A 23,243-nucleotide genomic window follows, 5' to 3' on the forward strand; every position below is an offset into this window, starting at 1 on the left:
TAATAATTATTATAAATAAGGACAATCTTTTTCTTTTGTCCTATGAACAAGTTTCGGACTAGAAATAGCTTGATTGATCACGAAGGATTTCGTGGTGCTTCTTTTTTTGTTTAAATGAGTTTTTCGTTTAATGAATAGAGAGAAAGCTATTTTATGGCTAAATTATTTAGGGGGTGAGCGTCAGGATGCATACGTTAATGATCGGTTTAAATTATAAAACGGCTCCTGTCGAAATGAGAGAAAAGTTCACATTTACGAATGATGAACTACCCATCGCTTTATCAACATTAAGAAATTCAAAAAGTATTTTAGAGTGCGTTATTATATCTACATGCAATCGTACTGAAATTTACGTAGTAGCGGATCAGCTTCATACAGGGCGTCATTTTACGAAAACATTTTTAGCGGAATGGTTTCAATTACCGAAGGAGGAATTCACTCCTTTTTTAAACATTAAAGAAGGCGACCAAGCAATCGGGCATTTGTTACGTGTGACAAGTGGTCTTGATTCGATGATCCTAGGTGAAACGCAAATTTTAGGACAAGTTCGATTTAGTTTTTTTCTGGCCCAGGAGCAACAGGTAACAGGGACGATTTTTAACCATCTTTTCAAACAAGCCATTACCTTTGCTAAAAAAGCTCATTCTAATACGGAGATCGGAAAGCATGCCGTATCAGTTAGTTATGCAGCGGTTGAGCTAGGTAAGAAAATTTTTGGTGACTTTACTAAAAAGAATGTTCTTATTTTAGGAGCAGGCAAAATGAGTGAGCTGACTGCGAAGCACTTACATGGAAATGGTGCGAAGGAGGTTACCGTTATTAATCGAACGCGCGAAAAAGCAGAAGAATTAGCTCAACGATTCTCTGGCATCGCGATGCCTTATCATAAGCTAGAAGATACTTTAGTCAAAGCAGATATCCTTATAAGTTCTACAGGTGCTCGAGATTTTGTCATTACAAAAGAAATGATTTCTAACGTATTGGCAAAAAGGAAGGGCAGACCTTTATTTATGGTTGATATAGCTGTTCCTCGTGATTTAGACCCTGCCATTTCCGACTTTGAAGATGTTTACCTCTATGATATTGATGATTTACAAAATATTGTAGAAGGAAATTTAGCAGAGCGACAAAAGGAAGCACAGAAGATAGAGCTGCTTCTAGAAGGGGAGCTTGATGAGTTTAAGATTTGGCTTAATACTTTAGGCGTTGTTCCAATTATTACGGCCCTTCGCACAAAAGCTTTAGCGATACAGGCAGAAACGATGGAAAGCATCGAACGAAAGCTACCTGGATTATCTATTAGAGAAAAAAAGGTGTTAAGCAAACATACGAAAAGTATAGTGAATCAATTATTAAGAGAGCCGATTACTAAAGTGAAGGAATTGTCTGGGGAAGACCAAGCAGAAGAAATGCTCGCTCTTTTTACGAAAATATTTGCTTTAGAACAAGAATTAGAACAGCAAAAGAAACAAGAGCGAATAAATGAAGCTGAAGAACAGTGGATAAGGATGCTTGAAAAGCAAGAAGTGGTAGCTGCTTCGTCACCTAGACAAGAAATGACGATTCGTTCATGAATAGAGGATGATGTCGTGTGAACTGGATTTATCCGCTTACGATCATATTATATAGTATAAGTGTATTATGCTATTTTATTGATTTTTTGTATAGCAACCGGAAGGTCAATATAACGGCTTTCTGGTTGCTTTCGCTTGTATGGGGTACGCAAACCTTTTATTTTATATTTCAGTTTCTTTTCGTTGAAGAAGCTGCTTTTAATCCATTAGAGGGATTGTTTTTATATGCGTGGCTTGTTGTCACCTTATCATTAGTTATTCATTGGCTCGTAAAAGTAGATTTTGTTATTTTCTTTACAAATCTAGTTGGCTTCATCATGATGGCTTTTAGTTTATTTTCATTTAATCAAAATATACCAACCGAGATGCAGGAATTATTAAGCTCAGAACTATTATGGATTCATATCTCTTTCATTTTTTTAGCTTATGCTGCATTTACTTTAGCCTTTGCTTGTTCGATTATGTACATTATTTTGCACCATATGTTAAAAAGGAAAAAATGGAATAAGCGATTACAGCGTTTTGGCTCTTTACACACTTTAAATCAATTTGCTTTTTTGGCAACGCTTATAGCAGCTCCTTTGCTCATAGTTGGACTTATTCAAGGAATGGTTTGGGCTTCTGTTCAATTAGAATACTTTTACTGGTTTGATTCAAAAGTAATTACATCAATTATTACCTTATTGATTTACCTTTATTTTCTATATAATAGAATGCTTAAAAATCGAACTGGCTATGATTATGCTTTATTAAATGTTATTGCTTTTATCGTTTTGGTCATGAATTACTGGCTTTCCGGACAGTTTTCAAATTTTCACTTATGGTAGTGCCTGATTGATTGGAAAAACAGCAAAGAAATCGTAGAATAACTATAAGAGAATCTTTTTATAGGAAAGCTTTTACGGAATAAAAAGCAAGAACGGAGGAAATGTCATGAGAAAAATCGTCATTGGTACAAGAAAAAGTAACCTAGCATTGACACAAACGAACTGGGTAATCGAACAATTAAATGCTTTAGGTCTTCCATTTGAGTTCGAGGTTAAAAAAATTGTCACAAAGGGAGATCAAATTTTAAATGTAACTCTTTCCAAGGTTGGAGGTAAAGGTCTATTTGTTAAAGAAATAGAACGTGCTTTAGCTGATGGGGAAATCGATATGGCTGTACATAGTATGAAGGATGTTCCTTCCCAATTGTTGAGTACGTTTACGATTGGTGCTGTACCTGAAAGAGAGGATCCAAGAGATGCTCTTATTTCAAATAACCATGTTAAATTAGCTGATTTACCTAGTGGTTCTATAGTCGGAACGAGTAGCTTGAGACGTTCAGCACAAATTTTATCAGAGCGACCTGATTTAGTTGTAAAATGGATTAGAGGAAATGTTGAAACACGCTTAAGTAAATTAAAAAGTGAGGATTTCGATGCGATCGTATTAGCGGCAGCAGGGTTGAAACGCTTAGGCTATTCAGAGGAATTAATCACTGAATATTTAAGTGTCGAAACATGCATTCCTGCCGTAGGACAAGGTGCGCTAGGTATTGAGTGTCGAAAGGACGATGAAGAAGTAAGGGAGCTGCTAGCTAAAATAAATGATGCTAAAACAGAGCGTATTGTTTCAGCAGAAAGGGCATTTCTACATAAAATTGAAGGTGGCTGCCAAGTTCCTATTGGCGCTTATGCTCAAATAGTAGAAGATGGAAAGCTAACTTTGACAGGTTTAGTAGGTTCACCAAATGGCGAGCAAATCTTAAAAGAAACGATGGTAGGTGAAGACGCTATTCAATTAGGAGTAGCGGTTGCTAATCGTTTATTAGAGCAAGGTGCAAGAGAAATACTAGAAAAGATTCAAGTAGAGCAAGACCGTTAGAGTGGCAAGATGATAGGAAAGCAAATTATTGTTACAAGAGCAAAGGGGCAATCTCAAGAATTTATTAAACAGTTGGAGAAATATTCCTTTCAAACAATAGAGTGGCCCTTAATATCATTTGAGAAATTAGCTTTAAAGGAAGCAGAACTCACTTATTTAAAAAATGTAACAAGCTTTGATTGGCTTGTTTTTACAAGCGCAAATGGAGTTCATTTTTTCATGGAAGCTATAGGTAGCTTAGGTGTTACGATTACTCAGTGGCCGAAGGTGGCTGCCGTTGGCAAAAAAACGAGCGATGTCCTCCTTTCTTATCATGTCAATGTCGATTTGAAACCAGAGGAATTTGTAGCCGAGGAGCTTTTAGCTGAATTGAAAAAAAAGGTTTTTGAAGGGTCAAAGGTTTTATTAGCAAGAGGAAAAAGAGGAAGACCATTAATAAGAGAAGATTTGCTTCATAATGGGGTTAAAGTCGTCGATTTGTTATTATACGATACCGTTTTGCCGAAGGAATCTTTGGAGCAGTTTCACGAGATGAATATCGTTGATGAGGTGTTGTTTACCTTTACAAGCTCTTCGACCGTGCATCATTTTATGAAAGTAGTCGACCATTTTCAAATAAATGTAGAACAAAAAACATGGAAATTTGCTTGTTTAGGGCCCATTACAAAAAAAACATGTCTAGATTACGGACTAACTGTAGTTGTTCAGCCGTCCAGTTATACGGTACAAGACTTTGCAAAAGCAATTGTTCACTATTATTTAGAGGAGGAGAATCAAAGATGAAAGATTTATTATTTCAGCGTCATCGTCGTTTAAGATATAGTGAAGGAATTAGAAGTATGGTTCGGGAGACACAGCTTCAGGCGGAGGATTTTATTACTCCTATTTTCGTTGTAGAGGGTGAAAACATAAAAGAAGAAATTCCTTCCATGCCTAATGTTTATCACTGGTCATTAGATCGCTTAGATGAGGAAATCGATGAAGTCGTATCATTGGGTATTCCTGCTGTTATTGTGTTTGGAGTTCCAAGCTCAAAAGATGAATGGGGAACATCTGCTTATGACGACGAAGGAATTGTACAAAAAGCGATTGCTCATATTAAAAAACGAGAGCCCAACCTAACGGTTATTGCCGATACATGCCTATGTCAATTTACCGATCACGGGCACTGTGGAATCGTACAAAACGGCAAAGTATTAAATGATGAAACGCTCGATTTATTAGCGAAAACGGCTGTTTCACAGGCGAAAGCTGGAGCCGATATTGTCGCCCCATCTAATATGATGGACGGTTTTGTTGCGGCGATCCGTTTCGGCCTTGATGAAGCTGGTTTTGAAGATGTACCGATTATGTCATATGCTGTGAAATATGCTTCTGCATTTTATGGTCCGTTTCGTGATGCTGCCCATAGTACTCCACAATTTGGCGACCGAAAAACCTATCAGATGGATCCTGCCAACCGTCTTGAAGCATTAAGAGAAGCGGAATCTGATATGGATGAGGGAGCTGACTTTTTAATTGTCAAACCGGCGCTTTCTTATTTAGATGTGATACGTGAAGTGAAGGATTTTTCGGGATACCCTGTGGTTGCCTATAATGTAAGTGGTGAATATGCCATGATAAAGGCCGCTAGTCAAAATAATTGGGTCGATGAAAAATCAATTGTCCTAGAGAAGCTTACTAGTATGAAGCGTGCAGGAGCAGACATTATCTTAACGTACCATGCAAAAGATGCGGCAAGGTGGCTACTAAATCAGTAGAAGGAGGAAATATCCATGCGAAGTTTTGAAAAATCAACACAAGCCTTTAACAAAGCAAAGCCTTTAATGCCGGGTGGAGTTAACAGTCCAGTCCGTGCTTTTAAATCTGTCGATAGTAATCCAGTGTTTATGGAAAGTGGGAAAGGCGCTAAAATATATGACATTGATGGAAATGAATATATTGATTATGTGCTTTCTTGGGGACCTTTAATTTTAGGTCATGCAGATGAGCAGGTGGTAGAAAAGTTAAAGATAGCTACTGAAAAAGGAACGAGCTTTGGTGCACCAAGTGAGTTAGAAACGAAGCTAGCTGAGCTTGTCATCGAAAGAGTACCTTCGATTGAAGTCGTAAGAATGGTTAATTCAGGAACAGAAGCTACGATGAGTGCTCTACGTCTAGCAAGAGGGTATACCGGAAGAAATAAAATCTTGAAATTTGTTGGCTGCTATCATGGACATGGAGATTCTTTGTTGATTAAGGCTGGTTCAGGTGTTGCCACATTAGGTTTACCGGATAGTCCTGGTGTACCAGAAACAGTTGCGCAAAACACCCTAACTGTACCTTACAATGATATTGAAAGTGTCGAGTATGCTTTTGAAAAATTTGGCGATGATATTGCCGCTATTATTGTAGAGCCTGTTGCTGGAAACATGGGGGTCGTGCCACCATTACCAGGATTTTTAGAAAAGCTTAGATCCTTAACAAAAGATAATGGTAGCTTGCTCATTTTTGATGAAGTCATGACAGGTTTTCGAGTAGGATATGAATGTGCACAAGGAGAATTTGGTGTCACACCTGATCTAACATGCTTAGGAAAAGTAATAGGTGGAGGGTTACCTGTTGGTGCATATGGTGGCAAGCGAGAAATTATGGAGCAAATCGCGCCAAGTGGTCCTATATATCAAGCTGGTACACTTTCAGGAAATCCATTAGCTATGACGGCGGGGTATGAAACACTCTCTCAGCTAACACGTGAGGATTATCAACATTTTGATTACTTAGGAAAAAGATTAGAAAAAGGTTTACATGAAGCGGCAACCCGCCATGGAATTCCTCATCATATAAATCGAATCGGTTCTATGGTGGGTTTGTTTTTTACAGATAAAAAAGTAACTAATTTTGAAGAGGCACAAAGCTCCAATCTAGACTTCTTTTCACAATATTTTAAAGAAATGCTTAATCAAGGAGTTTCCATTCCACCTTCTCAATTTGAAGGAATGTTCTTATCAACAAAACATACGGAAAAAGATATTGATTTTACGATAGAAGCAGCAGATAGAGCATTCGCCCAATTAAAATAAACAGTATGTAAAGAACATGTTATTCATTTACAAAATGAATGGCATGTTTTTTTATTATGGAAAAGCAAGCTATTCCAATACTTATTGAGCTTTTTTTTAATAATATGGCTTAATAGATTTGTTTTTTTAGGTAATGATTCATAAACGACTGTAACTTGTCATAAAGTGTTATTGTACTGATCATGATTCGAGAGCTTAGCGCGGTATAGAAAGGTTAAAGAAAAAAGGAGGTCGTGACAATGACACAAGAACACCCATCAAAACTATCTTTTTCTATTGAAGAATCTGTGTGGTTGAATAAAGGGCAAGAGGTAAAAGAGATTCTTTCGATGTCTTTAGAGCCAGATATTGTAATCGAAGAAAAAAATCAGCATGTTTATATTAAGGGTGGATTGCAGTTAGTTGGTGAATATAAAGCAGTTAGTAAAGAAGAAAGTGATTTAAATCCAGAAGAATCATTAGAAGAACAGTTAACTTATAGGTCGGTTGAGGAAGTGGAAGTTGATGAAGAAGGTAAGGGAGAAATCAAGCATTTCTTTCCTATTGATGTAACCATCCCACTAAGTAGAATTCAAAATTTAGATGATATTTTTGTAGACGTTGAAAATTTTGATTATGATTTACCAGAGAAAAGCTGCATCCAATTGACAGCAGATATTGGGATTAGTGGAATGTCAACGGTTCAGGATGCTCCAGTGAATACTACTATTGAAGAAGAGGCAGAAGAAGAAACAGAAGAAGAGACAGTAAGAGAAACAGAGGATGAAAAAAGCTTCTCCTTTGATGCAAGAAAGGAAGCACAAACGATTGCTCCATTAAATGTAGTGAATACGGAACCACCACAAGAAATAGATCATAATCCTACTGAACCTTCCAATGATCTTTTACTGGAACCGAAGAATTCAGAAGAGGAAGAAACAGAAGTCAAAGGTCAGTATCAGCAAAACTTTGAAGAAGAGAAGCTATCAACCATTATTGATTCTATAGAAGAGAAACAGAAAGAAGAACAAAGAAAACAGCCTTCAGCAAATATTAAGCAACCAGAGGAACAGGTAAATTCGAAAGTAGAGAGAGTAGAACAAAAGAAAGAATTAGAGCTTATGAGAACAGTCAGTGAGGAAATAGAGGAAGAAACTGAGGAAGAGACAGTTGAACATACACCTCAAAGAAAATCTGAAAATGCATTGTATTTAACGAAGATGCTGACAAAAGGGGAGGAGAATTTTTCTCGCTGGAAAATGTGTATTATACAAGAGAATGAATCTTTAGATTCCATTGCAGAACGTTATGAGATATCTACAACTCAGCTCGTCCGATTTAATCGATTAAAAGAAGAGAAGGTAGAAGAAGGTCAAATACTTTACATTCCAGTTACGAATCAATAAGAAGGAGTCTGTATATGGAATTGTTAGATTGGCTCAAGGATCAGTATAAATGGAAGGAAGCCAAATTTATCCATCAAGCATTAATTGAAAGTGATCAAGGATCTAAGAAAATTCACTTTTGGCTTAATAAAGATTTATTAGATTGGCATATTGAATGGCGTGACAAATGCAGTGTCACGCCATGTGTTATAGTGGATCGAATGATTCGAACGAAAGACCAAAAAGCCTTTATTGAATGGAAGGATGGTTGGATAACCGTACATGACCATGTTTCTGAGGGCTATCCAGAAAAAGGGCATGAAGTAGAATGGGGAAGTCTTATAGGAGCCATGATTAAATATGGCCAGGAAACGAATTCTTCTCTACAGCCTATTCAGCGTACAAAAAATAAATATTCACAATTAGAGCAGCTCCTACCCTTAATTTCTAGTGAGCAAAGAGGACTATTAAAAGATTACTTACAAGAAAAAAATTTCAGAATGAAAAAAAGCGAGCAATTAACAGAGTTATGCGATCAATCACCGCCTTTGATCGATTGCTTCTATTCAGTTAATCAAGCGAAAAAAATACATGGTGTATTATTATGGAATGGAACCGTTGAACCACCTGAGCAAAGCTATCACGGGATACGTCATTTTTTAATGTATTGGTTAAAGGAGCATGGAGAAGATTCGTTTCATAGGCTACTAGAATCCATATCAGATATGGGAGGGCTTAATGAAGAGCAAATGTACTTGTTGCTATCAGAATGCTTAAAGCCTTATGAAATGAATTTAGTGGTGGAAACCATACAAAGAAACGAAAAAAGTGAACAGGATATTAAAAATGCTATTCATTATTCTTTGAGTGAATGGAAACATTCAAAAATTCTAGTTAACCTATTGAGTAAGTGGTTTGATTCGAGAAAAAGGGGTTCAAAAGATGAAGCAAAAACAGGCTGATCAGCTATACACATCTATTTTATTTTATTATGATTTATATCCAGAGCATATTGAGGATTTCGGTAAAATAAAAAGGGTGGAGTCCAATCATGGCGTCTTTGCCTTAAAGGAAACTCAGCTTACTCCTCTTCAAGCCGATGAATTTGTTCAAGCTATGAGAATGTTAACGAAGCATAATTATCAACAGGTAGTGCCGATAATTCCAACAAAATATGGTGAGTATGTCGTATCAACGAAAGAGCACAGTTATTATTTAATGCCATGGGTGGAGCCTGTTGAATATCTAGGAAGGGAAACCCAGGAAGAAAAAATTGTTGCACAAATGGCCATTATCCATCGGCTTACTGTACAAACACAAAAAATATCAAAGGAAAAAATCGATAAATCCTATCAATCATTATTATCTCATTGGGAGCATAGAAGAATGGAATTATCTAGATTTACAGATAGATGTGAAGCGAAGACGTATATGTCTCCATTTGAACTATCGTTCGTTACCCATTCTTATATGCTAGACCAAATGGCCGAAAGGGCTCAATACCATTTAGAAAAGTGGTATGAAGCTTGTTCTGAGAAAGAGAAATATCGAATTGCTCTTTGTCATAGTCGTTTAACACGCTCTCACTCTATATTTAATTTAGAAAATGAGCCATTATTAATTAATTTTGAAAGAGCAAGCTTAGATACTCCAGCTCGAGACATAGCTGGCTTCTGCCGGTTTAGTTTTCCTAAAGCGATGTGGTCAGAGGATGAAGTGATGAAATGGTTTTATCGTTATGAAAGGCATCTTCCATTATTGGATGAAGAGAAGCATTTGATTTGTGCTTATTTGAATTTTCCTGAACCTATTGTCTTTGCGGTTGAATTTTATTTGAATCAAAGACGGAGTATTAGTGAAATAGAGCACGTACAAAGATTAGAAAAAAGATTGTTGGCTATGAGAAAAGTACAACGCTTAACTCAAAAATTAATTGTAGAACAAGATGAAGAACAATAGCATACATGAAGCTTATCGAACCCAATCTAGGGTGTACGGTAAGTTTTTTTATGTGTTCCGATTAATCAATTTGAAAACCAAAATTAGGTGAGTGAATTTCATCATTGCTTTATAAACGAATAAAACCGAATGTTTATTATAAAATATGTTTTAAATGTTTGTAATTTACTTCTTGATTGAAACGGTAGTAGTGACTCCAAAAGGATCAGCGCCATCTGAAGATCCACTCTGATGAAGCTGTTCGTAGTCAGAGTTAGCTGAAGACAAGCCCTTGGGAAAGCATCTACCTAAAGTGAAAATCAAAACCAAATCGTTCGGTTTTCACTAAAAGATAGAGATGATTAAATGGGTTTAAGTGATTCAAACAGACCATTCATTATAAATATGTTTTAAACGTTTGCGAATTAACTTCTTGATTGAAACGGTAGGTAGTGACTCCCAAAGGATGAGCGCCGTCTGAAGATCCACTCTGATGAAGCTGTTCGTAGTCAGAGTTAGCTGAAGACAAGCCCTTGGGAAAGCATCTACCTAAAGTGGAAATCAAAAACCAAATCGTTCGGTTTTCATTATAAAGGTACATAAAAGTATGGTCTCGATTAAATGAAAGAATTAATTTACTAGTTTGCATTGACATTAAATAAGAGTACAAATATAATTGGTTATATTAATAATAAGATAAATTAGTTTACTTAAATATTAACATAAAGAATATTTTTATTTTTTATAGGTTATGTAAGCGCTTATAATTAGAGTTTCTTTCATCATATCATATAAATTTAACTTCTATTTATATATTTATTAAGAATTAATAGTGTGTTTTGTTTCAATGTTAAGAGGTTGTTAATCTGTTCATAAATTTTAAAAGAGTATTTTATTAATGGGGTGGATGGAATGAATGGCTTTAATATGAAAAAGTATTCTATTTTGTTTAGTCTAATTTTTATGACTTTCTTTATAGCTAGCCCGGTCTTGGCAAATGATCCATTATCTGAAGCAGAAACGAATTCATCTATTTTTCAAAATCGCTATAGTAGCTATAAAGAAGAAAGACAGGTACCCGCTTATAATGGGGAAAAAATGATTTATGATGATGTAAAACAATTAAACGTTCAACCTGAGCATTTAGCAGAATTAAATGGCAACCAAACCATTTTTGTTGAACGAAATCAAGATGTACATATCGAAGTGGAAGCCCCAGAGAATGCCCTTTATCAAATTGGTTTTCAATATATCATTGCCAATGATCACGTACTACCCACCCAACTAGAAATGAGAATTAATGATTCTCTCCCATTTTATGAGTTAGGCAATCTAACTTTTGAATCGAGATGGGGTACTCCTGAGGAAATTCCAATTGATAAATATGGTAATGAAATTGTTCCCCAACCTGAAAAATTAAAAGTTTCTCAATTAAAAATGATTAATGATTCTAGCTTTCGTTCATCAGAGCCTTTTCTTATAGAGCTTGAGGAGGGTAAAAATACACTGTCTTTTCGCGTAACGGAAGGAAGTATGAATATTGAAGCTGTCATTCTTTCAGCAGAAGAAATGCTTAATGTGCACGAACCTCACGAAGTAAATGGGGATGAGTTGATGATTATTCAGGCGCAGGATATCGCCTATCGAAATGATTCATCAATCCGAGCTGGTGCTTCGTTTAATAATGATTTAGTTCCTTACAATGCTAGTCGCCGAGTGTTGAATTACCTAGATGACCAATCATTCAAGAGACCAGGTCATCGAGTGACATATGAGTTTGAAGTAGAAGAAGAGGGATATTATTACCTCGGCATGGATTATCGACAAAATGTTAACGCTGATTTTCCTGTATTTTTTAATATTTATTTAAATGATCAAATTCCCTTTGCATCTTTCAAAAATTACCCAATACATTATCAAAATACATTTGCATTCAACTCTTTCATAGATTCAGAGACTCAAGAATCGATTCCTATCTATTTAGAAAAAGGGATTCACACACTTGGATTTGAGATAAGCTTAGCTCCTTTAAAAGAAACGATAGAGCATGTTGAACAGGTAATAAGGGATATACAAGCCCTTTCGCTTGAGCTGACGAACCTGGCTGGCCCAAATGCCGATCGTCATCGTGATATTGATGTTGAACAATTTATTCCCGGTGTAACGAATCAATTAGTTTCTTGGGCTGATGAATTAGGAGAGAGATATGAAGCCTTGTTGATTTTTTCAGAATCATCTTCTGAAATTGGTGCTTTTGCTGCTTTAACAATTGCTGAATCACAATTAAGAAGCTTAGCAGATGAGATAGACAAGTTAATTGTTCGTAAAGGAGAGCTAGCTACTGGAGCTAATTCTATAACCTCTCAGCTATCTAATTTACTGCAGGAAACAAATGATAATGGAGTAGCCATTAATCAATTTTTTATTTATCAAGACCCTGCTGATATACCATCAAGCAAAGGTTTCATATCAAAGCAATTTGCTAACGTAGAAAGACTTTTTCGCTCTTTTGGGGACCAAGATTATGAAGTGAACAATCGAAACCCCGAGCATTTACAGGTGTGGATTAATCGTCCAAGACAATACATTGAAATTATCCAGCAACTGATAGATGAACAATTTACTCCTGAAACAGGAATTGAAGTAGATATTTCCTTAATGCCTGATCAAAATAAACTAATTTTAGCGAATGCAGCTGGAGAAGCTCCAGATGTAGCGGTAGGTGTAAATTATGCTCTTCCTTTTGAAATTGCTATAAGGGGAGCCTTGAAGGATTTAACTGAATATCAGGATTTTCCAGAGGTGAAAAACAGATTTCCAGAAGGCTTACATGTACCAGCAACCATCGATCAAAGCATTTATGCCTTACCTGATACGATGAATTTCTGGGTGATGTTTTACCGAAAAGATATTTTAGAGTCAATGGGTCTGCCTATTCCAAATACATTAGATGAAATAAGGACGTTTCTGCCCGAATTACAAACGAGGGGAATGAACTTCTTTTATCCGACAGCAGGTATGCCTGGTCTTAAAATATTTGCTGGTACGATGCCGATCATTTATCAAAATGGGGGTCAATTTTATGGAGAAACGATTCATCGGACTACCTTAAATGAAAACGCTTCAATTGAAGGGATGAGAGAATTAACGGAATTATTTACGATTTATAATATTCCTTATGATGTTCCAAGCTTTTATCAACAATTTAAAGATGGGACTTTGCCAATCGGGATCTCAGATTATTTTATGTATAACTTAATTTTAAATGCAGCACCAGAGATTGCTAATTCATGGGATATAACCTTAATGCCCGGAATTGAAAATGAAGAAGGTGAAATCGAAAGATGGTCTGCGGGTGGTGCTGAAAGTAATATTATTTTCGATGATTCAGATAAATCTGATCAGGCTTGGGAATTTTTGAAATGGTGGACGAGTACAGAAGTACAAGTGACATTCGGTAACGTACTACAAACAACCTACGGTGAAGAATATATTTGGAATACGGCTAATATAGAAGCCTATGAGAATTTACCATGGATTACGAGCCATAAGGAAGTAATTTTGGCACAAACACAATGGGTAACTGAAGTACCGCGGGTTCCAGGTAGTTATATGTTAGAAAGGGAAGTAAGTAACGCCTATAACTCTGTTATTTTAGATGGCAACAATTTGCGTACGGCTATTGATTTAGCAAGTAAACGAGTAAATCGAGAAACCTTAAGAAAATTAGAGGAATTTGGTTTTATAACAGATGGGCAAATCAATGAACCATATACAAATCCAGAATTTATAACCGAGTAAGGGTGGAGTGACATGAATAAAGGTCGAAATAACCCGTATCTCTTTTTGCTACCGTATATTTTATTATTTATATTATTTATTATCATTCCAATTATAATGGCTATCTTTCTATCTTTTACCAACTTTAATACAATTGAAGCGCCTGATTTTACTGGAATGATGAATTATATCAATCTACTAACGCAAGATGAGATATTTATGCAATATGTACTACCTAATACTGTGTTATTTGCTTTACTTGTCGGGCCGGGGGGCTATGTCTTAGCCTTCTTTCTCGCCTGGTGTTTAGCGCAACTTACTAAAGTTCCACGAACGATTTTAGCTCTTGTTTTCTATTCGCCTTCTATGACCTCTGGGGTGGCGATGGCTGTTGTATGGACAATTATTTTTAGTGGTAATCAATCTGGCTATATGAATAGTGTTCTTATGAGATTAGGAATCATTACAGAGCCCATTATTTATTTACAAGATACACGTTTTATTCTACTCATCATGATTGTAGTTGCACTTTGGAGTAGTATGGGAGTTGGTTTTTTGGCGATGCTAGCAGGAGTGTTAAATGTGGATAAATCACTCTACGAAGCTGGCTCTATAGATGGGATTCGAAATAGATTTCAAGAATTAATTTATATTACGATTCCATCGATGAAGCCACAGATGCTATTTGGAGCTGTTATGGCTATCGTTAATACATTTGCAACAGGGGCGATAGGAGTAGAGTTGACAGGCTCTAATCCAACGCCTAATTATGCCGGACAATTAATCGTTAACCATATTGAAGATTATGGTTTTATCCGATTTGAAATGGGATATGCGGCTGCATTATCTGTTGTCCTATTAGGAATTATTTATTTATTTTCATATATTGCCAAAAAATTATTTAGTGACTCATGAAGAAAGGAGAGATGACATGGCGCTTAAAGTGAGTGGGGCAAACCCTAGGAAATTTCATAAAAGTCAATTAAAGTTCTATATTTTCTTATTACCTTTTGCATTGTTTATGCTTTTACCAATCGTCTTTATTTTCAATCATGCATTTAAACCATTAGATGAGCTATATGCCTTTCCACCACAATTTTTTGTGTATAACCCGACGGGTAATAACTTTTCAAACTTATTTGACCTAGCTAATTCATCTGGTATTCCGTTAAGTCGATATGTTCTGAACAGTTTTATCGTGACGGTTTCAGTGGTTTTCTTATCCGTATTTATTTCAACCTTAGCTGGTTACGTTTTATCAAAAAAGCAGTTCAAAGGTAAAGGATCGTTGTTTGAAATTAATAATATGGCGTTAATGTTTGTACCTATCGCTGTATTAATTCCAAGATTTTTAACCGTTTCTTTTTTAGGAATAGAAGATACCTTTTTTGCTCATATTCTGCCTTTATTAGCAATGCCTGTCGTACTCTTTCTAGTGAAGCAATTTATCGACCAAATTCCTGATTCTCTTATTGAGGCAGCTGTCATTGATGGAGCAAGTGATTTTAAAATTTACATAAAAGTCATTCTACCATTAATTAAACCAGCGATAGCAACAGCTGCGATACTTGCTTTTCAAATTGTTTGGAATGACTTGGAAACTTCAACGCTTTATACAACAAGTGAAAGTATGAGGACATTAGCGTTTTATATGAGCACTTTAGTAGCGCAAACGAATGTAGTGGTTGGACAGGGAATGGCTGCTGCTGCCTCTCTCATCATGTTTTTACCGAACTTAATCTTATTTATCATATTACAAAGCATGGTCATGAATACAATGTCACATTCTGGTTTAAAGTAGGTGAGCGAATTAATGAATAAACGAATAAAGATAGTGATAATCATAAGCTTACTTCTCTCTACCCTTCTTTTTCCGAATAGTGTCGTTGTAGCGAATACCGCCTACAAAACCTTTACAGAAGATGGGTATGGAAATTATGTAGAAACACAAACAGCCTATACCGTACGAGACACCATTGTTCAGTTTGAGCAAGAATCATTTAGTCAATCAGAAGATTTAAAGATTGGTAGAGATGGCTTATTATATGTGGCGGATACAGGCAATAGAAGAATAATAGTAGGTACGAGACAGGGTGAATTGGTTCGAATCATAGAAACGGAAGAAATGCAAAGACCGACAGGAATATTTCTTTCGGAGGATGATAAAATTTATGTTGCCGATGAAGTAGCAGCTAAGATATTTGTTTTTAATCTTGAAGGTGAGCTTTTAGATGAATATGAACGACCAGATAGCCCCTTATTTGGAGCTTCTAGTTCATTTGTTCCTGAGAAAGTGGCAGTAGACCGAAGAGATAATATCTATGTGATTTCAAGAGGGAATTCTAATGGGATTATTCAGATTAATGCAAATAATGGCGAATTTATCGGTTATTTTGCACCTAATAGAACGGCAGTATCTCCATTAACTATGTTTCGCCGAGCGATATTTACGGAAGAACAATTAAGTCGAATGATTGATATGATACCACCGACGGCGAACAATTTAAATATTGATGAAAAAGGGTTAGTTTATACCGTGACACAAGGGGTCGCTGACCCGATCCGCAAGCTAAATGTTGCTGGAAATAATTTACTAGATTTGAAAGTGGCGGATTCTTTTCCGTCCTCCATCGATACTGGCTCATTAGAAAATATTTTTGTCGCAAGTGAGCACGGCTTTATTTACGAATATACAAGCGAAGGCAATCTATTATTTGTTTTTGGCGGGAGAGATGATGGTAGACAGCGAGTTGGTCTATTTGGAAAAATTTCAGCTATAGCGATTGACCAGGATGATATTATTTACGCTTTGGACCCAGAAAAAAACCAAATTCAACTTTTTCAGCCGACAGAATTTGCGAATACCGTGCATGATGCACTAAACCTCTATCAGAATGGAGATTACACGGCTAGTAAAGAGCCCTGGCAAGAAGTAATTCGCTTAAATAGTTTATTTGATTTTGCTAATTTGGGTTTAGGAGAAGCTTATTTTAAAGAAGAGAATTATGATTTAGCTTTAGAGCAATTTAGACAAGCGAAGTATAAAGATGGATACTCGGATGCTTTTTGGGAAGTTAGAAATTTATGGATGCGTGAAAATATTATCTATCTTATTTATCTAGTCATTGCCGCTTTGGTCATCAAAAAAATAGGCCAACGGATAGAGAGGAAGTACCACATACTTCATAGGTGGAAAAAACGATATGAGGAAAGTGAACGTATTTCTTTCATTAAACAGGTATTGTTTTTAAAGAATCTTATTCGTCATCCGATTGATAGCTTTTATAGCATTAAGTATGAAAATAAAACAAGCCTACTATCGGCAACCTTTTTAATGGGATTATTTTTTGTACTTTTTATACTTGATAAATATTACGCTGGATTTATTTTTAGTAACGTAGAAGAAGGAGATTTTCGTTTAGGATCTGACTTCGCATTGGTTTTTGGTCTGCTACTTTTAACGATTATATCTAATTATTTAATCTGTACCATAAATGATGGTGAGGCTAAATTTAAAGACCTTTATAGTGGATTTATTTATTCATTTGCTCCTTACTTTTTTATTAAGCCATTTTTAATTTTAATAAGCAACATCTTTACTTACAATGAAATGTATTTGCTTCAATTTGCCAACGTTTTTATTTATACATGGGTTGGAGTTTTGGTCTTCCTGATGATCAAAGAAATCAATGATTATTCAATGAAAGAAACGATAAAAATTATTCTTTTAACGATTTTTACGATGTTAATAGGAGTCCTTCTACTATTTATTGTGTATGTACTTGTTTCGCAAATGCTTTCATTTGTTGTTTCTATCTTTAATGAAGGGGTGTTCCGTTTTGAAAACCGTTAAATTTAGAACCATTTTGAAAGGCATTCTATTTCTAACCTTTGCAGGAATTTTCCTTTACGTTGTATTTGGTAGTGAGAGTGAAAGTATTGAGGTTAGTTCACCTGGTGCTCCACCTGTTCCAACAGAAACTCCAGCTGAAACGGAGGAAGAAGTTGAGGGAGACATGGTGGAGGAAGGGGAGGAAAGTCCACCCATTGTAGAAGAGCCTGAACAAATTGAAATCGATGATAGTGAGGATGGACCTGAGAATCGTGAAATATTGATCGATGAAAAACAAAATGAAATTGATGGACATCAGTACTTGGTTGAAAATAATCAGTTAGAGCTTTATGTAAAAGAGGAAAACCTATCGATTTTAATCAGAAATAAAAGCAATGGTGCGGTTATGTATTCGACTGTTGATCAAACAGTTGGTAGCAACGAAGAATGGGCTAATTTTACCCAATCATCTGTAGTCATGGAATATTTAGTCGGAACGAACATCGTCACCTATCGAGCTGATATGTATACAGGTAACCCAGAAAAATCAATAGAGTATACAGAAAATGGTTTCGAGGCAACGATATTTTATCCCGAGTTAGAAATTTCGTATGTATTAAAGGTAAGCTTAACCGATGAGGGAATTGTTGCGGAAATTCCACAGGATCAAATTTTAGAAGAAAATGATCGTTTCAAGGTTGGGGGATTTTATGTTTATCCTTTTCTCGGGTATTCAAAGCTCGGTGAGCGAGATGGTTATATGTTTATCCCTGATGGTTCTGGTGCTTTAATTCATTTGAAAGATAATGAAGGTAAGTATAAACAGCCCTATTCTAAAATGGTGTATGGAAGTAATGTAGGAGTTGATGATCCGTATGTGCTTTCTCTATTTAATCGAATGAATCCTTTCAATGAACCTGAAGATATTTTAGCGCCCGTTTTTGGAATGGTACAAACAGATTCAGAAATGGGATATTTAGGAATTATTGAGGAAGGACAATATCATGCGATGGTTGAGGCTTATCCAAGTGGGGCAATCTTGCCATATAACTGGGTAACGGCAAAATTTATTTATAGACAGGTGTATAATCAGCCTACGAGTCAGGACTCTGGAACAATGGTTGTGAGACAAAGAATGATGAATAACTTTGATATTCGTGTTCGTTATGATTTTGTATCAGAGGATAATGCGACTTATTTCGGGCTAGCAGAAAATTATCGTAATTATTTGCTTCATAACGATATGATTGCAGCTAAAGAGGAAGAATTTAAAGCTCGGATTGATTTATTTGGAGTAGATGTAGAAGATGGTTTATTGTTCAAAAATAAAGTAAGTATGACAACGTTTGGCCAAGCTAATAAGATTTTCAATGAGCTTCAAGCTAGTGGTGTGGATAACATTCTATCGATTTATAAGGGTTGGCAAAATCGAGGTTATTATGCAGGACTACCTATTCGGTCCTTTAATCCAGACTCTACACTAACAGATGATTATCAATTAAACGAACTAGTTGAGGCGTCTAACGAACAGGGAATTGAGCTGTTCCTATATCAGGATGCATTAAGAATTAATTTAGAAGAGTCGGGTAACAATCGTTCGAGTGTTATGAGGAAATTCAATAAAAGACAGCACAATGAAAATGTGTATGGAAATGTATATAACACTTTTCATTTCTTACATCCAGAAGCAACAGTCGACATTCTAAAATCGGTCAAAGACGATTACCAAAGTAATCAAATTCACGAAGTTGCGCTAGGAGGTATTACGAATCAATTATTCTCTTATAGTGAGAGAAATAAAGAGCATGACCGGATAACAACTAAGCAGTATTATGAATCGATTATTTCTGAATATGCTGATTCCTTTCAGCTCATATTAGATCAACCATTCTCTTATCTATGGGGATATACAGAGAAGATGGTAGATGTCCCATCTCAATCTTCAGGATATGTATTTACCGATGAAGATATCCCTTTTATTGCTTTGACACTAAAAGGAATTGTGCCTATGTATTCGGAATATATCAACTTTCAAGCCAATCAAGACTTTTTCTTTTTACAATTAGTAGAGCAAGGATTAAATCCATCCTTTTATATTACCTATGAAGACCCAGCTTCTTTAAAAAATACGAATTCATCTCATATATATAGCTCACAATTTGAGTTGTATGAGGAAGTTATCACGGACTATTATGAGCAGCTAGGAGCTGTTTTTGAACAGACAAAAGGAGCACTCATTTCCAATCATGAGAGAGAAGGTAATTTGACAAAAGTCACTTATGATAATGGAATCATCATCTATTTAAACTATTCAGATGAAGTACAAAATTATGAGGGACATACGATTGAAGGCCTTTCTTATAAGGTGGTGCATGACGAATGAAACGTAAATTGAATCGAAAAAGCTTATATGGTTATTTGTTTATATCACCATGGCTCATTGGTTTTTTTCTACTAGTGCTGTGGCCTTTAATTCAATCCTTTTATTTTAGTTTAAATAATATGAGGATTACACCTACAGAACTTCAATTTCGATTTGTTGGTTTTAATAATTACTTAAATGTATGGCTACAGGATATGTTTTTTATTCAGGAGCTTGTTCAATTTATTTTAAATACGGTTCTTCGTGTGCCTGTCATCGTTGTTTTTGCTTTAATTATTGCGATGCTGTTAAATGAAAAAGTTCGCTTTCAAGGGGGCTTTCGAACGATATTCTTTTTACCCGTGATTGTAGCTAGTGGACCGGTAATACATCAGCTTATTTCACAAGGAGCAACCACCGTTCCAATGGCAAATCCAGAGATGATTACTAGTCTATTAGTCAATATCTTTCCGATTTGGATAGCTCAAGCGATTTCCGAGTTATTTAATCAAATTATCATTATTTTATGGTACTCAGGTGTTCAAATTCTTATTTTCTTGGCCGTCCTACAAAAGGTCGATCCTTCACTATATGAAGCGGCTAAAATCGACGGTGCTTCTGGCTGGGAATGCTTTTGGAAAATCACGCTTCCGACCATTAAGCCTATTGTTTTGATTAACATGGTGTACACCTTAGTGTCGTTAGCGAATAGTAGTCAAAATCCAATTATTAATCTTATCTACTCCAATATGTTTTCTGCAACTAGAGGATACGGTTTTGCATCGGCAATGGCTTGGATGTATGCCTTAATTATTACCATTTTACTACTGATGATCGTTTTGGTGTTTAGAGAGAAAAAGAGTAAGCGATATGCATAAGGGAGGTGGATGAAAATGAAGATAAATGAAGCGAAAACCGGATTAATACCGATGCTGCGTAATGAAAACATTGGAAAGAAAGAAAAGCTGAGATTAATTTTAGTTAAAATGAATCGGTTTTTATTTGGCTTTAACAATCGAAGAGGCTTTTTATTGAAGTTCTTTATTTATACACTGCTGATTACGATTGGTTTTGTCTATTTGTACCCGATGATATACATGTTCATTACAAGCATGAAATCTTTAGAAGATTTATTAGATACATCGATTAATTGGATTCCATCCTCTCTTTATCTTGAAAATTATCAACAGGCCTTTTCGGTTATGAATATTCGAGATTCTTTTGTAGGGAGTATGCTAATTGCGGCGGTTCCGACCATTTTTCAAGTAGTAGTGGCTGCATTAGCGGGTTATGGATTTGCTAGATTTCAATTTCCCTTTAAAAAATTATTTTTTGCTCTTATGATTTTTACGTTTATTATTCCACCTCAAATTCTAATGATGCCAACTTATCGACTGTTCAGTACCTTTGAATGGACGGGTTCTTTGAATGCTTTTGCGATACCGGCGGCATTAGGGCAAGGGCTAAATAGTACCATCTTTATTTTAATATTTTATCAATTTTTTAAACAAACCCCTCAATCTCTTTATGAAGCGGCTGAGGTAGATGGAGCTAATCCATTAACATGTTTCTTTCGGATTGCGATTCCGATGGCTGTGCCAGCCTTTATCATCTCTTTTTTATTTTCCTTTGTATGGTATTGGAATGAGACGTATTTAACCACTCTGTATTTAACGAGTCGAAATACCGATTTGACAACTATTTTATTGCAGCTCCAGCAATTTGAGCAAAATTATGAAGCAATGTATCCAGTTGTTGAAAACAGCCCAAATAAAATTAATGAAGGAATTAAAATGGCAGGAACGATGATTAGCTTATTACCATTATTATTAATTTATTTCTTTATGCAACGATATTTTGTGGAAAGTGTAGACCGTTCTGGTATTGCTGGTGAATAGTCACCGTAATATAAATCATTTTAGAAATAGGGGGATTAAGATGAAAAAGAAATCTTGGCTTGTGACAATGATATTCAGTTTTATGTTTCTATTTTTAATGATTGGTTGTTCGAATGATAGTTCAGAAGATGTGTCATCAGAAGGTGGTAATGAGAGTACGGAAGAAGGAGGAGGAGCGGATGGAGCAGCTTTACAGGAAATGACGACTGAAGAAATTACGTTAAGCTATGCTTCATGGGCTAATCATAATCTTAATCAATTTTTAGCAGACAAATTTATGGAGAAATATCCAAACATTACAGTTGAACTCGTTCAAATGGAGCAAGACGGTTGGAATGATCACCTAATGAACCTTGCTAGTACAGGGGAAATACCAGATGTTTTTTGGTATATGGGTAATGTTGATATTGCTGTTCGAAATGGTTGGCTAGGAGATATGACTGAATATTTTGAGGCGGATCCTGAATCGGATATGATTTTAGACACCTTAAAGGATGTAGGATACTTTGATGGAGAAAGAAAACAAGCAGCAGCTGCCGCTTACTTACCTTATACGATTTATTTAGATGAAAATTTATTTAACCAATTGAATGTTGACATGCCATCACCTGATTGGACATACAGGGAAATGATTGATTTAATGCAGGAGATGACAGTACCAGAGCAAGGGATTTTTGGCTACAATACATTTACAAAGCTTGTGACAATGGCTCCAATTGTTAATCAGGATGCATTTGGTGAGTTTGGATGGGATGGTGAATCCTACGACTTAACAGCTGATTGGGCAGCGGCAATGGATCAGCACGGACAATTTGTTAGAAGCGGAGTGCATTCTCCTTTTTATGATACAGATGAAGCAGAAGCGGCATTTGGAGACAGACTTTTGTGGGCAGCAAGTTCGGGCCGTTTAGCCATGCAATTAGATGCATGGTGGACTATGGGACTATTTGCCGAGCCAGAGTTTATTGATAAAGGGATAAAGTGGGTTCCTTATACAGTACCAAAAGGAGACAACGCAACGACTGAGCATAAACCAGCCTTTATTGATTTTGGCACGATCTCTCCGTCTTCAGAAAATCCTCGTGAAGCTTATGAGTTATTAAAATTCTTTGGTTGGGGTAAAGAAGGTTGGTTAGCCAAAATCGAAGCTTTTGAAACATTAACGAACGAAGATGGATCTCTGATGTTTGCTCATCCAGATGGGTTACCCATTATTAATGACACTGAAATTTGGGATGCGCTAGCTGATTTACTCCCTGATACGGAGTATGTAGCTAATTTCTTAGAAAGAGCAAAGGAACCTATCCCGCTAGGTGGAGCAGCACAGCCTGGATTCCAAACGTTTTTAGATGAAGTTTATTTTGGTGGTGAATATGGTGATGTGGAAGCGGCCATTGCAAATGGTGAAGTAAATCCTCATGACATTGCTCAAAACCTAACGGAAATGATTAATTTATATCGAGAAGAAGCTTTAGAGGAGCTTTTTTGGTAATACGATATAGGTGAAACAAAACCGCTTATCCCTTTTTTGAACAAAGGGAAGCGGTTTGTTTTTTACGAGTAAAAA

Annotated in this window: 17 protein-coding genes; all 17 read left to right on the top strand. The window is 36.0% G+C overall.

Going from position 1 to position 23,243, the window contains the following annotated elements; all coding sequences use genetic code 11:
- The first annotated feature begins 185 nt into the window (after positions 1–185).
- On the top strand, positions 186–1,574 hold the full coding sequence (gene hemA / locus AZF04_RS09935) for a glutamyl-tRNA reductase (protein ID WP_061948561.1): 1,389 nt from the start codon (positions 186–188) through the stop codon (positions 1,572–1,574).
- 17 nt (positions 1,575–1,591) lie between these two features.
- Positions 1,592–2,401, top strand: a complete 810-nt coding sequence (locus AZF04_RS09940; protein ID WP_045480623.1) for a cytochrome C assembly family protein — start codon at positions 1,592–1,594, stop codon at positions 2,399–2,401.
- A 106-nt stretch (positions 2,402–2,507) separates the two neighbouring features.
- On the top strand, positions 2,508–3,440 hold the full coding sequence (hemC, locus tag AZF04_RS09945; protein WP_061948562.1) for a hydroxymethylbilane synthase: 933 nt from the start codon (positions 2,508–2,510) through the stop codon (positions 3,438–3,440).
- Between the two features lie 9 nt (positions 3,441–3,449).
- Positions 3,450–4,223, top strand: a complete 774-nt coding sequence (locus AZF04_RS09950) for a uroporphyrinogen-III synthase (protein WP_061948563.1) — start codon at positions 3,450–3,452, stop codon at positions 4,221–4,223.
- Positions 4,220–5,200, top strand: coding sequence for a porphobilinogen synthase (gene hemB / locus AZF04_RS09955; RefSeq protein WP_061948564.1), 981 nt, complete (start codon positions 4,220–4,222; stop codon positions 5,198–5,200). Before AZF04_RS09950 ends, hemB begins: the two co-directional genes overlap by 4 nt.
- 15 nt (positions 5,201–5,215) lie before the next feature.
- Positions 5,216–6,502 carry a glutamate-1-semialdehyde 2,1-aminomutase gene (hemL, locus tag AZF04_RS09960; RefSeq protein ID WP_061948565.1) on the top strand — a complete coding sequence of 429 codons (1,287 nt, stop codon included), beginning with the start codon at positions 5,216–5,218 and terminating at the stop codon, positions 6,500–6,502.
- Positions 6,503–6,741: 239 nt separating this feature from the next.
- On the top strand, positions 6,742–7,887 hold the full coding sequence (gene spoVID / locus AZF04_RS09965; protein WP_061948566.1) for a stage VI sporulation protein D: 1,146 nt from the start codon (positions 6,742–6,744) through the stop codon (positions 7,885–7,887).
- 14 nt (positions 7,888–7,901) lie between these two features.
- Positions 7,902–8,828 carry a hypothetical protein gene (locus AZF04_RS09970; protein WP_061948567.1) on the top strand — a complete coding sequence of 309 codons (927 nt, stop codon included), beginning with the start codon at positions 7,902–7,904 and terminating at the stop codon, positions 8,826–8,828.
- On the top strand, positions 8,809–9,825 hold the full coding sequence (ysxE, locus tag AZF04_RS09975; RefSeq protein WP_061948568.1) for a spore coat protein YsxE: 1,017 nt from the start codon (positions 8,809–8,811) through the stop codon (positions 9,823–9,825). The genes AZF04_RS09970 and ysxE overlap by 20 nt, the downstream gene beginning before the upstream one ends.
- An 891-nt stretch (positions 9,826–10,716) precedes the next feature.
- Positions 10,717–13,605 (top strand): extracellular solute-binding protein, encoded by a 2,889-nt coding sequence (locus tag AZF04_RS09980; RefSeq protein ID WP_061948569.1) that lies wholly within the window; start codon positions 10,717–10,719, stop codon positions 13,603–13,605.
- A 12-nt stretch (positions 13,606–13,617) separates the two neighbouring features.
- A complete protein-coding gene (locus tag AZF04_RS09985) occupies positions 13,618–14,499 on the top strand; it encodes a carbohydrate ABC transporter permease (protein ID WP_045480597.1) in 882 nt (293 codons plus the stop codon).
- Between the two features lie 16 nt (positions 14,500–14,515).
- Positions 14,516–15,385, top strand: coding sequence for a carbohydrate ABC transporter permease (locus tag AZF04_RS09990; protein WP_045480594.1), 870 nt, complete (start codon positions 14,516–14,518; stop codon positions 15,383–15,385).
- A 12-nt stretch (positions 15,386–15,397) separates the two neighbouring features.
- On the top strand, positions 15,398–17,437 hold the full coding sequence (locus AZF04_RS09995) for a YIP1 family protein (RefSeq protein ID WP_061948570.1): 2,040 nt from the start codon (positions 15,398–15,400) through the stop codon (positions 17,435–17,437).
- Positions 17,424–19,799 (top strand): DUF5696 domain-containing protein, encoded by a 2,376-nt coding sequence (locus AZF04_RS10000; protein WP_061948571.1) that lies wholly within the window; start codon positions 17,424–17,426, stop codon positions 19,797–19,799. Before AZF04_RS09995 ends, AZF04_RS10000 begins: the two co-directional genes overlap by 14 nt.
- The gene (locus AZF04_RS10005) at positions 19,796–20,656 is read left to right on the top strand and encodes a carbohydrate ABC transporter permease (protein ID WP_064504092.1); all 861 of its coding nucleotides are present in this window, start codon (positions 19,796–19,798) and stop codon (positions 20,654–20,656) included. Before AZF04_RS10000 ends, AZF04_RS10005 begins: the two co-directional genes overlap by 4 nt.
- Positions 20,657–20,671: 15 nt before the next feature.
- Positions 20,672–21,676: a carbohydrate ABC transporter permease gene (locus AZF04_RS10010; RefSeq protein ID WP_201030530.1), complete on the top strand. Its 1,005-nt coding sequence runs from the start codon at positions 20,672–20,674 to the stop codon at positions 21,674–21,676.
- A gap of 40 nt (positions 21,677–21,716) precedes the next feature.
- Positions 21,717–23,168 (top strand): ABC transporter substrate-binding protein, encoded by a 1,452-nt coding sequence (locus tag AZF04_RS10015; RefSeq protein ID WP_061948572.1) that lies wholly within the window; start codon positions 21,717–21,719, stop codon positions 23,166–23,168.
- The last annotated feature ends 75 nt before the right edge of the window (positions 23,169–23,243 follow it).

It is taken from the genome of Alkalihalobacillus trypoxylicola, assembly GCF_001590785.1.
Lineage (GTDB): Bacteria > Bacillota > Bacilli > Bacillales > Bacillaceae_D > Alkalihalobacillus > Alkalihalobacillus trypoxylicola.

Excerpts from the sequence above, each read along its gene's own strand:
- AZF04_RS10010 (WP_201030530.1), top strand. The coding sequence starts at position 20,672 with ATGAAGATAAATGAAGCGAAAACCGGATTAATACCGATGCTGCGTAAT.
- AZF04_RS09995 (WP_061948570.1), top strand. The coding sequence starts at position 15,398 with ATGAATAAACGAATAAAGATAGTGATAATCATAAGCTTACTTCTCTCT.
- ysxE (WP_061948568.1), top strand. The coding sequence starts at position 8,809 with ATGAAGCAAAAACAGGCTGATCAGCTATACACATCTATTTTATTTTAT.
- AZF04_RS09985 (WP_045480597.1), top strand. The coding sequence starts at position 13,618 with ATGAATAAAGGTCGAAATAACCCGTATCTCTTTTTGCTACCGTATATT.
- hemA (WP_061948561.1), top strand. The coding sequence starts at position 186 with ATGCATACGTTAATGATCGGTTTAAATTATAAAACGGCTCCTGTCGAA.
- AZF04_RS09990 (WP_045480594.1), top strand. The coding sequence starts at position 14,516 with ATGGCGCTTAAAGTGAGTGGGGCAAACCCTAGGAAATTTCATAAAAGT.
- hemC (WP_061948562.1), top strand. The coding sequence starts at position 2,508 with ATGAGAAAAATCGTCATTGGTACAAGAAAAAGTAACCTAGCATTGACA.
- AZF04_RS10015 (WP_061948572.1), top strand. The coding sequence starts at position 21,717 with ATGAAAAAGAAATCTTGGCTTGTGACAATGATATTCAGTTTTATGTTT.
- AZF04_RS09980 (WP_061948569.1), top strand. The coding sequence starts at position 10,717 with ATGAATGGCTTTAATATGAAAAAGTATTCTATTTTGTTTAGTCTAATT.
- hemB (WP_061948564.1), top strand. The coding sequence starts at position 4,220 with ATGAAAGATTTATTATTTCAGCGTCATCGTCGTTTAAGATATAGTGAA.
- AZF04_RS09970 (WP_061948567.1), top strand. The coding sequence starts at position 7,902 with ATGGAATTGTTAGATTGGCTCAAGGATCAGTATAAATGGAAGGAAGCC.
- AZF04_RS10005 (WP_064504092.1), top strand. The coding sequence starts at position 19,796 with ATGAAACGTAAATTGAATCGAAAAAGCTTATATGGTTATTTGTTTATA.
- spoVID (WP_061948566.1), top strand. The coding sequence starts at position 6,742 with ATGACACAAGAACACCCATCAAAACTATCTTTTTCTATTGAAGAATCT.
- hemL (WP_061948565.1), top strand. The coding sequence starts at position 5,216 with ATGCGAAGTTTTGAAAAATCAACACAAGCCTTTAACAAAGCAAAGCCT.
- AZF04_RS09950 (WP_061948563.1), top strand. The coding sequence starts at position 3,450 with ATGATAGGAAAGCAAATTATTGTTACAAGAGCAAAGGGGCAATCTCAA.